Below are 13,027 nucleotides of genomic sequence, written 5' to 3'. Positions count from 1 at the left end.
CGATCAGTTGCCTAATATGGAGCCATTTATGGGATGGACCATTGCCCTGGTCAATAGCGTGGCGACAGCAGCAGCTAGGGAACGGGGGCACGCTCCATCTCCCCGATAGACGGCTCGGCCCCAAGGAGAAAGCGAGAGAAGGCGCCACCACTGGCTGGGCTCTCAAGTCCCCGGAGGCGATCTCTCCCGCCCCGTATCATGATCGACATCGAAGCACTGACTGCATTTCAGGACAACTATATCTGGCTGCTGCAGAACAGGGAGCAGCGGCGCTGCGCCGTAGTCGACCCCGGAGACGCATCTCCCGTCCTTCACTGGCTGAGCAAGCACCCGGGGTGGCAGCTCTGCGATATTCTCATTACCCATCACCATGCGGATCACATCGGCGGGGTCGAGCCGCTCAAGGCAGCCACCGGGGCCCGCGTGATCGGGCCGGACGAGGAGCGCATCCCCGTGCGAGATGCCACTGTCCGTGACGGCGACCGAATCGAGGTGCTGGGCAGCCAGTTCGAGACGCTGGAGGTCCCAGGGCACACCCGCAGCCATGTCGCCTATTTCCAGACCGACGGCGATGCCGCCCGCCTATTCTGCGGCGATACCCTGTTCGCCGCCGGCTGCGGTCGGATCTTCGAAGGAACCCCGGGACAGATGTACCGCTCGCTGCAACGCCTGGCAGCCCTTCCCGATTCGACGTTCATCTACTGTGCCCACGAGTACACCCAGAACAATCTGCGATTCGCCGAGGCGGTCGAACCGGAAAATCCCGCACTTGTCCGACGTATTGCCGAAGTGGAGGCCCTACGGGCCAGCGGGCAGGGCACGCTGCCATCGAACCTGACTCTGGAGCGGCAGACCAACCCTTTCCTGCGAGCAGAGACCGCCGCGGTCATGCGCTCCGCCGCCCGTCATGCTCGATCCGAGTCCTTGTTGTCGGCCGTGCAAACTTTCGCAGCATTACGCGAATGGAAGGACCATTTTTAAGACCGATCTAACATTCGCAAACAGGCGAAGCCTTGACCCTCTTTGCAGGGGGTTCCTAGAATCCCCCCAATTTTTCCTTCCGGGCCACTCCTTCGCCAATGTCCCCACCACAACAAAAGCCCTCGTTTTCTGGTCAGTTGATGCGAAGTGGCCACGTTTTCGTCGTCGTTCTCGCGGCGGCTCTGGCCGGCTGCCAGAGCACCGGCCACATCGAGGACGCAGACGAAACCACGATCGCCGTCGGCCTGCAGAAGGAAACCGAATGGCTGAACAACGTGGCGACCACCCGGCAGCCCGAGGACATATGGGAGCGCATGCGGGGCGGATTCGCCCTGCAGAATGAGATCGGCGTCAATCCGCGCGTCGAGCGTCAGCGCCTGTGGTTCGTCAGCAGGCCGGCGCACATCAACAAGGTGAGCGAGCGGGGCGCCCTCTATATCCACTACATCGTCGAGCGACTGGAAGAAAAGGGCATGCCGCTGGAGCTGGCGTTGCTCCCGGTCATCGAGAGCGCCTACGACCCGATGGCCTACTCCCGTGCCCAGGCGGTGGGGCTTTGGCAGTTCATCCCTTCCACCGGCCGCGATTACAACCTGCGCCAGACCCACTGGTACGACGGGCGTCGCGATATCACCGCCTCGACTCGCGCGGCAATCGAATACCTGTCTCGACTCCACGAGATGTTCAACGGCGACTGGCTTCTCGCCCTGGCAGCCTACAACGCCGGCGAAGGCACGGTCAGCCGTGCCATGGAGCGCAACAGCAGGCTCGGCCTGCCGACCGACTACTGGAACCTGAACCTGCCTCAGGAGACGCAGGACTACGTTCCTAAGCTGCTCGCTCTGTCTCAGCTGATCATGACGCCCGAAGCCTACGGAATGGAGCTCAGCCCGATCGCCAACGAACCCTACTTCGAGAAGGTCGAATTGAATCGCAGCGTCGATCTCTCGCGCCTCGCGGAAATGGCCGATATGGACAAGGACGAGCTGATTCAGCTGAACCCAGCCTACAAACGCGGCATTACCATGGACGGCCCCAGGCATCTGCTGGTGCCGGCCAGCAAGGCCGAACTCCTGCAAGCCAACCTGGCGCTGATGAAGCCCCAGGATCTAGTCGAATGGAAGCAGCATCAGGTGCGCCCCGGGGAAAGCCTGCACGGCATCGCCAACCTCTATCAGATGACCGCGCGAACCCTCAAGGACATCAACAACCTGCCGAGCAACCGTCTGCGCGTCGGACAGGTTCTCAGCATTCCGGCCCAACCGGGCGTCAAGCCGATACCGCTGTACCAGAATCTCGCCAGCCAGGAGCCTGCGACGGCGAAGCCCGTAGCGAGACCTCGCACCTACCGGGTCAGGAAAGGCGACAGCCTTTGGGATATCGCCAAGGCGAACAAGGTCGACGTCGGCGATCTGCAGCGCTGGAACAAGCTGCGCAGCAAGAACCTGAAAGCCGGCCAGGTATTGGCCCTGCAAGGCTCCAGCCGTCCAGCGGCCGGCGGCAGCAAGAAGCGCGAGACCGTCACCTACTACAAGGTCCGCAAGGGCGACTCCCTCGCCCTGATCGCCAAGCGCTTCCAGGTCGACCTCAAGACGTTGCAGCGCTGGAACTCGATCGACAGCCGCCTGGTGAGACCGGGGCAGACGCTGACGCTCTATCTGCCAAATTGACCGAAGCAGACGGCCTTCAAGCATGGGAACCCGGGCCCGACGACGGCGCCCCGGGCCAACCGCATGACGCCTTTTTCCAGGCAGGACAAGCTGTTACTGTAGCCGCCCGTTTGCCTTGAAGTCACCATGGACCGGACCCGCCTAGCCATGCGTCCCCTGCTCCTGCTGTCCCTCACGCTGTTCCTGAGTGCACAGGCCTGCGCGCGCATCACCGAGAGCCATGGTTACGCCCAATTCGGCACGCTCAAGTATCCGTCCGACTTCGGCCATTTCGACTGGGCCAACCCCGCAGCCCCCAAGGGCGGCACCCTGCGGATCATGGCACTGGGGACCTTCGACACCCTCAACCCCTACACCTTCAAGGGCGTCAGTCCGTCCTCGACGGCCGACTTTCTGCAGTATGGCGTCTCCGAACTCAACGAGCCCCTGATGGCCGGATCGGGTCTCTACGATCCCTCCGGCGACGAGCCGGCATCCAACTACGGGCTCATCGCCGAATCGGTGGAGTACAACGAAAGCCGCAGTTGGGTGGTCTTCAATCTGCGCAAGGAGGCCCGCTTCCACGATGGAAAGCCGATCACCGCGCAGGACGTGGCGTTTTCCTACCGGGTGCTGAGCAAACAGGGTCACCCGCAGTACCGTACCGACCTCAAGGAGGTGCAACGCGTCGACGTTCTCGGTCGCCATCGCGTCCGTTTCGTCCTGAAGCGCTCCGGTAACCCGCTGCTGATCCTGCGCCTGGGCGAACTGCCGGTGCTGCCGCGGCATTATTGGAAAGGAAAGGACTTCCAAGCCACGACCTATGTGCCGCCGCTGGGCAGCGGTCCCTATCGCATCGTCCAGGTACAGCCGGGCCGGCGCCTGGTTTTCGAGCGGGTGAAGGACTGGTGGGGCAAGGACCTGCCGGTCAATCGTGGCAAATACAATTTCGATCGCGTCGAAGTCGACTTCTACCGGGACAGCAACGTTGCCTTCGAAGCGTTCAAGGCAGGCCATTTCGACTTCTATATCGAACACCAGGCCAAGAATTGGGCGAATGGCTATAGCTTTCCGGCCGTTACCGCGGGTGAAGTGATCCGCGCCGAGATCCCGCACAGGATTCCCACGCAGACCCAAGGCCTGTTCTTCAACACTCGCCGCCATCTCTTCGGCAAACGCAGCGTCAGAGAAGCCCTCGGACTGATGTTCGACTTCGAATGGACCAATCGGGCCCTCTTCAACAACGCCTACCAGCGCGCCACCAGCTACTACCCGAACAGTGAGTTCTCCGCCACCGGCAAGCCGGAGGGCGAAGAGCGCCTGCTGCTATCCAACTATCGCCGGAAACTGCCCAAACGGCTGTTCCGCGAGCCGTTCCAGATGCCGGTCACCGACGGCCACGGCATACCCCGGGACACCCTGCGCCGCACCCTCGCCCTGCTGGCCGATGCCGGCTGGAAGCTGTCCGGGGAGCGCCTGGTCAACGGCCAGGGCGAGCCGCTGAGCTTCGAGATCCTCCTGGTCAACCCCAACCTCGAGCGCATCCTACAGCCCTACGCGGAAAACCTCGCCAGCATCGGCATCGAGGCCCGCTTGCGCACGGTGGATCGGGCCCAGTACAAGCATCGCCTCGACCAGTTCGATTTCGATATGATTCTGCTGACCTTGCCGCAGACGCTCAGCCCCGGCCTCGAACAGTGGCTGTACTTCCACTCCAGCCAGGCCCGCCTGAAAGGGGGCAAGAACTATGCCGGCATCTCTCATCCGGCGGTCGACGGCCTGCTGGACAGTCTGCTCGCCGCCCAGACCAGGGAGCAGCAGATAGCCGCCACTCGGGCCCTGGACCGCGTCCTGCTCTGGCAGCACTACAGCATCCCCAACTGGTACACCGGCCACCACCGTCTGGCGTACCGAAACAAGTTCGCCTTCGTCCGCACGCCGCCCTACACCCTGGGCCTGCGCGCCTGGTGGTTAAAGCCCACGGAGAAAGCCCAATGATGCGCCCCCTTCGTTCCGTCTTGCTATGCGCCGTAGGCGGGCTGATGCTGAGTCTGACCGGTCTGGGCCAGGCCGCACCGCAGCATGCCCTGACGCTTTATGGCGAGGCGCCGAAATACCCTGCCAACTTCCGCCACTTCGATTACGTGAACCCCGACGCGCCACAGGGCGGAACCCTGCGTCAGGCCGGCTTCGGCGGATTCGACAGCCTCAACCCCTTCATCAACAAAGGGGTGGCCGCTGACGACATCGGCCTGATCTACGACACCTTGACGCGTCATAGCCTGGACGAACCCTTCACCGAATACGGCCTGCTCGCCGAGAAGATGGAGAAGGCGCCGGACAACAGCTGGGTGCGCTTCTACCTGCGTCCCGAGGCGCGCTTCCACGACGGTCATCCGGTGACGGCCGAGGACGTGGTCTTCTCCTTCGAGACCCTCATGAAGGACGGGTCGCCGTCCTTCAAGGCCTACTATGCCGATGTCGAGAAAGCGGTCGCCGAGGACGAGCGCCGGGTACGCTTCGACTTCCGCCATACCGACAACCGCGAGCTGCCGCTGATCATCGGCCAGTTGGCGGTGCTGCCCAAGCACTGGTGGCAGGGCCGCGACTTCACCCGCGGCAGCCTGGACATCCCCCTCGGCAGCGGCCCCTACCAGGTCGCGGAAGTACAGCCCGGGCGTTCGATCCGCTATCAGCGGGTGAAGGACTGGTGGGGCAAGGATCTGCCGGTCAATCGCGGCTTCTACAATTTCGACGCCATCCAGTACGACTACTACCGCGACAACACCGTCGCCTTGGAGGCGCTCAAGGCCGGTCAGTTCGACTACTGGCTGGAGACCAGCGCGAAGAACTGGGCGACCGCCTACAACGTTCCGGCGGTACACAGCGGCGCGCTGATCAAGGAAGAGATCGCCAACCACAACCCGGCAGGCATGCAGGGCTTCGTCTTCAACATTCGCCGTCCCCTGTTCCAGGATCGCCGCGTACGCGAAGCACTGGGCCTGCTGTTCGACTTCGAGTGGACCAATCGTCAGCTGTTCAACGGCGCCTACACCCGTACCCACAGCTATTTCGACAACTCCGAACTGGCCGCCCGCGGACTGCCCGATGCGGCCGAACTGAAAATCCTCGAGCCGCTGCGCGGGAAGATTCCTCCTCAGGTGTTCACCGAGGAGTTCAAGGTTCCGGTCTCCGACGGCAGCGGCATCATCCGGGATCAGCAGCGCCGCGCCTACCAGTTGCTCCAGGAGGCCGGCTGGCACGTCGAGGGCGACCGCATGCTGGACGCCAGCGGCAAGCCGGTCAGCATCGAGTTCCTCCTCGCCCAAGCCGAGTTCGAGCGCGTCCTCCTGCCCTACAAGCGCAATCTGGCCGATCTCGGCATCGATCTGGTGATCCGCCGGGTCGACGTCTCGCAATACATCAACCGCCTCCGTTCACGGGATTTCGACATGATGGTCGGCGGCTTCGGCCAATCCAATTCACCGGGCAACGAGCAACGCGAATACTGGCACTCGGTCAGCGCCGACAACCCGGGCAGCCGCAACTTCATCGGTCTCAAGGACCCGGCGATCGACAGCCTGGTGGAGGGGCTGATCCAGGCCGACTCCCGCGAATCCCTGATCAGCCACACCCGGGCGCTGGATCGGGTCCTGCTCTGGGGGTATTACGTGGTCCCCAACTGGCACATCAAGACTTGGCGGGTGGCCTACTGGAATCGCCTGGAACACCCGAAGGTCACGCCGCTGTACGACATCGGCCTGTACACCTGGTGGATGAAGACCCAGGCGCAGCCTCAGCCGGCCGTGCCAGTCGCGCCGGGCGTCGGGGGACAGTAACCGATGCTTGCCTATATCCTGCGGCGCCTGCTGCTGATCGTACCCACGCTGTTCGGCATCCTGCTGCTGAACTTCGTCATCATCCAGGCCGCACCCGGCGGCCCGGTGGAACAGGCCATCGCCAAACTGGAGGGCTTCGAGGCGGCGGCCGGCGGCGCCACGGGACGGATTTCCGGCGGCGGCAGCGAGGTGGCCTCGGGCAGCTCCAACTACCGCGGCGCGCAGGGTCTGGACCCCGACCTGATCGCCGAGATCGAGCGCATGTACGGTTTCGACAAGCCGGCCCACGAGCGCTTCTGGCTGATGCTGACCAATTACCTCAAGCTGGATTTCGGCGAGAGCTTCTTCCGCGACGCCAAGGTGGTCGATCTCATCGTCGAAAAGATGCCGGTTTCGATCTCCCTCGGGCTATGGAGCACCCTGATCATGTATCTGGTGTCCATCCCCCTGGGCATCGCCAAGGCGATCCGCCACGGCAGCACCTTCGATGTCTGGACCAGCTCGGCGATCATCGTCGGCTACGCGATTCCGGCGTTCCTCTTCGCCATTCTGCTGATCGTGCTGTTCGCCGGCGGCAGCTATTTCGACTGGTTCCCCCTGCGCGGACTGACTTCGAACGACTTCGAGGAGCTCAGCCTGGGCGGCAAGATCCTCGACTATTTCTGGCACCTGACCCTGCCGGTTACCGCTCTGGTGATCGGCAACTTCGCCACGCTCACCCTGCTGACCAAGAACAGCTTCCTCGACGAGATCAACAAGCAGTACGTGATCACCGCCCGCGCCAAGGGCCTGTCGAAGAACCGTGTGCTCTACGGGCACGTCTTCCGCAACGCCATGCTGATCATCATCGCCGGCTTCCCGGCGGCCTTCATCGGCCTGTTCTTCACCGGATCGCTCCTGATCGAGGTGATCTTCTCCTTGGACGGCCTCGGCCTGCTGAGCTTCGAAGCGGCGATCAACCGAGACTACCCGGTGGTCTTCGGCACCCTTTTCATCTTCACCTTGCTGGGACTTGTCGTGAAATTGATCGGCGACCTCACCTACACCCTGGTCGATCCGCGGATCGACTTCGAAAGCCGGGAGACTTGAGGATGAAGCTGTCTCCCCTGAATCGACGTCGACTGCAAAGCTTCAAGGCGCACAAGCGTGGCTGGTGGTCGCTCTGGCTGTTTCTCGTCCTGTTCGGCCTGAGCCTGGGCGCCGAACTGATCGCCAACGACAAGCCCCTGGCGGTGCGCTACGACGGCGAATGGTACTTCCCGGTATTCAAGCGCTATCCGGAAACCACTTTCGGCGGCGAATTTCCCCTGCGCACCAACTACAAGAGCCCCTATATCCAGGAGCTGATCGCGCAAAAGGACGGCTGGATGCTCTGGCCGCCGATCAGATTCAGCTATTCGAGCATCAACTACGATCTGACCGTACCCGCTCCGGCCCCGCCTTCGACGGTGAACTGGCTGGGAACCGACGACCAGGGCCGTGACGTGCTCGCCCGGGTGATCTACGGCTTCCGCATCTCCGTGCTCTTCGCGCTGACCCTGACCATTCTCAGCTCCTTGGTGGGCGTTATCGTCGGCGCCCTGCAGGGCTTCTACGGCGGCTGGGTGGACCTGCTCGGCCAGCGCTTCATCGAGGTCTGGTCCGGCCTGCCGGTACTCTATCTGCTGATCATCCTGGCCAGCTTCGTGCAGCCGAACTTCTGGTGGCTGCTGGGCATCATGCTGCTGTTTTCCTGGATGACCCTGGTGGACGTGGTCCGCGCCGAGTTCCTTCGCGGCCGCAATCTGGAGTATGTCCGGGCAGCCCGGGCACTGGGCATGAGCAATGGCGCCATCATGTATCGCCATATCCTGCCCAACGCCATGGTCTCGACCATGACCTTCATGCCCTTCATCCTCACCGGTGCTATCGGCACCCTCACCGCGCTGGACTTCCTCGGTTTCGGCCTCCCGCCTGGCGCCCCTTCTCTCGGCGAGCTGGTGGCCCAGGGCAAGTCCAACCTCCAGGCGCCCTGGCTCGGTATCAGCGCCTTCCTGGTGCTGGCCGTGATGCTGAGCCTGCTGGTGTTCATCGGCGAGGCTGCGCGCGATGCCTTCGATCCGAGGAAGTGAGATGAGCAATCCGGAAAATCTGATCGAGATACGCGATCTCGCCGTCGAATTCGTCAGTGGCGACAAGGCGCAGCGCGTGGTGGAAGGCGTCAGCTTTGACATCCGCAAGGGCGAGACGCTCGCTCTCGTCGGGGAAAGCGGCTCCGGCAAGTCCGTCACCGCCCACTCCATCCTGCGCCTGCTCCCCTACCCCCTGGCTCGACATCCGAGCGGCACCATCCACTACGCCGGAGAGGATCTGCTGCAGCTCGATGAGCGCAGGCTGCGGGGCATCCGCGGCAACCGAATAGCCATGGTCTTTCAGGAGCCGATGACCTCGCTGAATCCGCTGCATACCATCGAGAAGCAGATCAACGAGGTGCTGACACTGCACAAGGGCCTGAGCGGCAACGCCGCCACGGCGCGTACCCTCGAGCTCCTTGAGCTCGTCGGCATCCCCGAACCGCAGAAGCGCCTGAAGTCCTTTCCCCATGAGCTCTCCGGCGGCCAGCGGCAACGGGTGATGATCGCCATGGCCCTGGCCAACGAGCCGGAGCTGCTGATCGCCGACGAGCCGACCACGGCCCTGGACGTCACCGTGCAGCTGAAGATCCTCGAACTGCTCAAGGATCTGCAGTCTCGCTTGGGCATGGCCCTACTGCTGATCACCCACGATCTCAATCTAGTTCGGCGAATCGCCCACCGCGTATGTGTCATGCAGCGTGGTCGGATCGTCGAACAGGCGCCATGCAATGAACTGTTCCATGCTCCCCGGCATGCCTACACTCAGGAACTGCTCGCGGCCGTACCGAGTGGCGGGCCGGCGGACAATCCGGTCGGCGAGCCGATGCTGGAAATCAAGGACCTACGTGTCTGGTTCCCGATCAGGAAAGGTCTGCTGCGCCGTACGGTGGACCACGTGAAAGCGGTCGACGGTATCGATTTCACGCTGCACAAGGGACAGACCCTAGGCATCGTCGGCGAGAGCGGATCGGGCAAGTCCACATTGGGGCTGGCGATCCTGCGCCTGCTCGGCAGTCGGGGCTCCATCCGTTTCCACGGTCAGCCCCTCGACGGCCTGTCGCAGGAGCAGGTCCGCCCTCTGCGCCGGGAAATGCAGGTGGTCTTCCAGGACCCGTTCGGCAGCCTCAGTCCGCGCATGTCGGTGGGACAGATCGTCGGCGAAGGCCTGCAAATCCACGGAATAGGAACACCGGTCGAGCAGGAGCGGGCAATCGTCGAGGCGCTCGTGGAGGTGGGGCTGGATCCGGAAACCCGGCATCGCTATCCCCACGAGTTTTCCGGCGGGCAGCGGCAAAGGATCGCCATCGCCCGCGCTTTGGTGCTGAAGCCGGCGCTGATCCTGCTGGACGAGCCCACGTCGGCGCTCGACCGTACAGTTCAGCGCCAGGTAGTGGAACTGCTGCGATCATTGCAGCGCAAGTACGACCTGACCTACCTGTTCATCAGCCATGATCTCGCCGTGGTCAAGGCACTGAGCCACCAGTTGGTGGTCATGAGGCAGGGACGAGTCGTCGAACAGGGGCCGGCGAAGGCAATTTTCGACGCCCCCCAACACATTTACACACGGCAGCTGCTGGAGGCCGCTTTCCTGGCCCCCGGTACTGCCGATTAACTAGAAGAGGAACTGATCCATGGGATTTCTCGCCGGTAAGCGCGTACTGATCGTCGGCGTCGCCAGCAAACTGTCCATCGCCTCGGGTATCGCCGCCGCCATGCATCGCGAAGGTGCCGAGCTGGCGTTCACCTATCAGAACGACAAGCTAAAAGGGCGGGTCGAGGAATTTGCCGCCGGCTGGGGCTCCAGCGCAGAGCTGTGCTTCCCTTGCGATGTGGCCAAGGACGAGGACATCACCAAGGTCTTCGAGGAGCTGGGCAAGAAATGGGATGGACTGGACTGCATCGTCCACTCGGTAGGCTTCGCCCCAGGCGACCAGCTCAACGGCGACTTCACCGAAGTCACCAATCGTGAAGGCTTCAAAATCGCCCACGATATCAGCGCCTACAGCTTCGTAGCCCTGGCCAAGGCCGGACGCGAGATGATGAAGGGACGTAACGGCAGCCTGCTGACCCTGAGCTATCTGGGCGCCGAGCGCACCATGCCCAACTACAACGTCATGGGCATGGCCAAGGCCAGCCTGGAAGCCGGAGTCCGCTACCTGGCCGCTAGCCTCGGCCCGGAAGGTACCCGCGTGAACTGCATTTCTGCAGGCCCGATCCGTACCCTGGCCGCTTCCGGCATCGCCAGTTTCCGCAAGATGCTCGCTGCCAACGAGCGTCAGACCCCCTTGCGCCGCAACGTGACCATCGATGAAGTCGGCAATGCTGGCGCCTTCCTCTGCTCCGATCTGGCTTCGGGCATCAGTGGTGAAATTCTCTACGTCGACGGTGGTTTCAACACTACCGCCATGGGCTCCCTGGAAGACTGAGTCTCCAACCCAATAAAAAACCCGCATGAATGCGGGTTTTTTATTGGCCAGAGTCAGCTCGGGATCAGAAGCGCTCGATCTCCGCCTTGTCTTTCAGCAAGCGACGATAGGCCGCGAAATCCTGCTGACCGATACGCGAGGCGAGGAAGCGGCGATACATATCGCGCTCTTCGTCGGTCAGCTCAGCATTCGGCTCGCTGACTCCATTCAGACGGACCAGCAGGTAGTCGCCGTTAGGCAGGGACAGCCCGGTGAAGGTCGGCTTGTCGGCAGTGCTTGGCTTGGCCATGCGGAATACCGCCTGAAGGACTGATGGGTCTATACCTTCCTGGCTGCGAGTAGCGGCCTCGACCACACTCCATCCTTCCCCCACTTTCGCCTGACTAGCAGGCGTCTGACCACTGCGGAGTTCGCTCAGCAGCTTCTCGCCCTGGCTCTTCGCAGCTTCGGCGGCATGCTGCCGTTTCAACTGCAGGCGGATACCGTCGGCCACCCGCTCCAGCGGTAACTGCTCAGGTTTCCGATGCTCCTTCAAGCGCAGCACTACCACGGTGTCAGGATCAAGCTCGATAGCACCGCTATTGCTGCCCTCTTCCAGAATAGCCGGACTGAATGCGGCTTGAACGACTTGGCGGTTGGCAGTGATTCCCTCTCCGCCTTCACGCCCGAAGGGTGCGGAGGTCTTCACTTTCAGCCCCAGCTCTTGGGCAGGCTGCGCAAGATCGGCTGCCTCGAAAGAGGAGGACTCGAGCTCACGCGTAGCCTCGACGAAACGCTGTTCGACTTTTTCTTCTTTCAGATCGCGTACCAGTTTTTCCTTCATGCTGTCGAAGCTAGGAACCTCTGGCTCTTGCACATCCAGCAGCTTGATCAGATGCCAACCGAATTCGGTATGTACCGGTGCGGAAACCTGACCTTTCGACAGGGCATAGAGTGCCTGCTCGAAGGCAGGATCATAGACGCCAGGGCCGGCATACCCCAGATCTCCGCCATTGGTAGCCGACCCCCTGTCTTGGGAGTACTCCTTGGCCAAAGTGGCAAAGTCTTCACCTTGATCAAGACGCTTTTTGATCTCCTCGATCTTAGCCCTGGCCTGCGCATCACTTTGCTTGTCGTTCACTTCGATCAAGATATGGGCGGCCTGACGCTGCTCGACGAGATTGGCAATTTCCTTCTGATAAAGAGCTTGCAGATCCTGATCGGAGACTTCGACCTGGCTGAAAAAGTCATCCTTCTTCAACTCGATATACTCCACGACAACCTGCTCGGGGGTCAGATACTGGCTGGCGTGCTCGTCGTAATAAGCCTTGATATCGGCATCTTGGACTTGCGCACCGGCTTCATCGGCCTTCACGTTCATAGTGGCAAAGTCGCGGGTCTGCTTTTCCAGCTGCACGAAGGAGTTGACCTGAGCATCGGTGACAAAGGCACTCCCAGCAAGGCCGGCTCGCAGCTGATTGATCTGCATCTCCTGCTCGAGCATCCGGCGAAATTGCAGGCGGCTGTATCCCATCTGCATGATGACTTGATCGAATCGATTGGCGTCGAACTTACCATCGATCTGAAATTCCGGAGTTTGCAGGATCAGTTGGTCCAGCGCGGCCTGTGAGAACGCGAAGCCGGCGGACTGAGCCCCCTGCAGAAGAAGCTCTCGCTCGATCAAGCCATTCAGCGCGGCATTGCGCAGCAGCTTCTCGTCGAGTAGCGAGGCATCAAAATCCTTACCCAGTTGCTGGATCAACTGACGCCTCTGTATGTCGACTGCCTGATTCAAGTCGGTGAGGGTAATCTTCTCTCCGTTGACTTCAGCAGCATTCTGACTGTTACTGGTACTACTGATAATGGCATCGACCCCGGTCAAAGCCAGCAGCACAATAATCAGGCCGATAAGAGTTTTGGCAATCCACCCTTGTGAATTGTCCCTGATGTTCTGCAGCATGCTTCCCCCAGAACGGCTGCACGGAGCGAATACAGCCGCGTAGCACGGGTAGAGTCCTAATAGAAGAAAAGGCGCATCC

9 protein-coding genes are annotated in these 13,027 nt (G+C 61.8%); 8 read left to right on the top strand and 1 reads right to left on the bottom strand.

Annotated features, from left to right (window positions below; all coding sequences use genetic code 11):
* Positions 1-198: 198 nt before the first annotated feature.
* The 8 genes from gloB to fabI all read left to right on the top strand — a co-directional run bounded on the left by gloB (position 199) and on the right by fabI (position 11,009).
* On the top strand, positions 199-981 hold the full coding sequence (gene gloB, locus ACFOJE_RS09205; protein WP_377814018.1) for a hydroxyacylglutathione hydrolase: 783 nt from the start codon (positions 199-201) through the stop codon (positions 979-981).
* A 98-nt stretch (positions 982-1,079) separates the two neighbouring features.
* Entirely contained in the window at positions 1,080-2,651 is a 1,572-nt protein-coding gene (locus ACFOJE_RS09200; RefSeq protein WP_377814017.1) for a LysM peptidoglycan-binding domain-containing protein, read from the top strand.
* A 147-nt stretch (positions 2,652-2,798) separates the two neighbouring features.
* On the top strand, positions 2,799-4,628 hold the full coding sequence (locus tag ACFOJE_RS09195) for an extracellular solute-binding protein (RefSeq protein WP_377814016.1): 1,830 nt from the start codon (positions 2,799-2,801) through the stop codon (positions 4,626-4,628).
* A gap of 44 nt (positions 4,629-4,672) precedes the next feature.
* On the top strand, positions 4,673-6,469 hold the full coding sequence (locus ACFOJE_RS09190) for an extracellular solute-binding protein (RefSeq protein ID WP_377814015.1): 1,797 nt from the start codon (positions 4,673-4,675) through the stop codon (positions 6,467-6,469).
* Between the two features lie 3 nt (positions 6,470-6,472).
* Positions 6,473-7,558 carry a microcin C ABC transporter permease YejB gene (locus tag ACFOJE_RS09185; protein ID WP_377814014.1) on the top strand — a complete coding sequence of 362 codons (1,086 nt, stop codon included), beginning with the start codon at positions 6,473-6,475 and terminating at the stop codon, positions 7,556-7,558.
* Between the two features lie 2 nt (positions 7,559-7,560).
* Entirely contained in the window at positions 7,561-8,580 is a 1,020-nt protein-coding gene (locus ACFOJE_RS09180) for an ABC transporter permease (RefSeq protein WP_377814013.1), read from the top strand.
* A 1-nt stretch (position 8,581) separates the two neighbouring features.
* Entirely contained in the window at positions 8,582-10,195 is a 1,614-nt protein-coding gene (locus ACFOJE_RS09175) for an ABC transporter ATP-binding protein (protein WP_377814012.1), read from the top strand.
* Between the two features lie 19 nt (positions 10,196-10,214).
* Positions 10,215-11,009 (top strand): enoyl-ACP reductase FabI, encoded by a 795-nt coding sequence (fabI, locus tag ACFOJE_RS09170; RefSeq protein ID WP_377814011.1) that lies wholly within the window; start codon positions 10,215-10,217, stop codon positions 11,007-11,009.
* A 64-nt stretch (positions 11,010-11,073) separates the two neighbouring features.
* On the opposite strand, the gene ACFOJE_RS09165 is transcribed toward fabI, so the two are convergent.
* The gene (locus ACFOJE_RS09165) at positions 11,074-12,948 is read right to left on the bottom strand and encodes a SurA N-terminal domain-containing protein (protein WP_377814010.1); all 1,875 of its coding nucleotides are present in this window, start codon (positions 12,946-12,948) and stop codon (positions 11,074-11,076) included.
* Positions 12,949-13,027: the final 79 nt, after the last annotated feature.

The sequence above is a fragment of the Azotobacter bryophylli genome (assembly GCF_042643485.1).
Classification (GTDB): Bacteria; Pseudomonadota; Gammaproteobacteria; order Pseudomonadales; family Pseudomonadaceae; genus Azotobacter; species Azotobacter bryophylli.
This window is presented reverse-complemented; position numbering and strand designations above follow the sequence as displayed.

Coding starts and splice junctions, on each gene's coding strand:
- gloB (WP_377814018.1), top strand. CDS start 199: ATGATCGACATCGAAGCACTGACTGCATTTCAGGACAACTATATCTGG.
- ACFOJE_RS09200 (WP_377814017.1), top strand. CDS start 1,080: ATGTCCCCACCACAACAAAAGCCCTCGTTTTCTGGTCAGTTGATGCGA.
- ACFOJE_RS09195 (WP_377814016.1), top strand. CDS start 2,799: ATGCGTCCCCTGCTCCTGCTGTCCCTCACGCTGTTCCTGAGTGCACAG.
- ACFOJE_RS09190 (WP_377814015.1), top strand. CDS start 4,673: ATGCTGAGTCTGACCGGTCTGGGCCAGGCCGCACCGCAGCATGCCCTG.
- ACFOJE_RS09185 (WP_377814014.1), top strand. CDS start 6,473: ATGCTTGCCTATATCCTGCGGCGCCTGCTGCTGATCGTACCCACGCTG.
- ACFOJE_RS09180 (WP_377814013.1), top strand. CDS start 7,561: ATGAAGCTGTCTCCCCTGAATCGACGTCGACTGCAAAGCTTCAAGGCG.
- ACFOJE_RS09175 (WP_377814012.1), top strand. CDS start 8,582: ATGAGCAATCCGGAAAATCTGATCGAGATACGCGATCTCGCCGTCGAA.
- fabI (WP_377814011.1), top strand. CDS start 10,215: ATGGGATTTCTCGCCGGTAAGCGCGTACTGATCGTCGGCGTCGCCAGC.
- ACFOJE_RS09165 (WP_377814010.1), bottom strand. CDS start 12,948: ATGCTGCAGAACATCAGGGACAATTCACAAGGGTGGATTGCCAAAACT.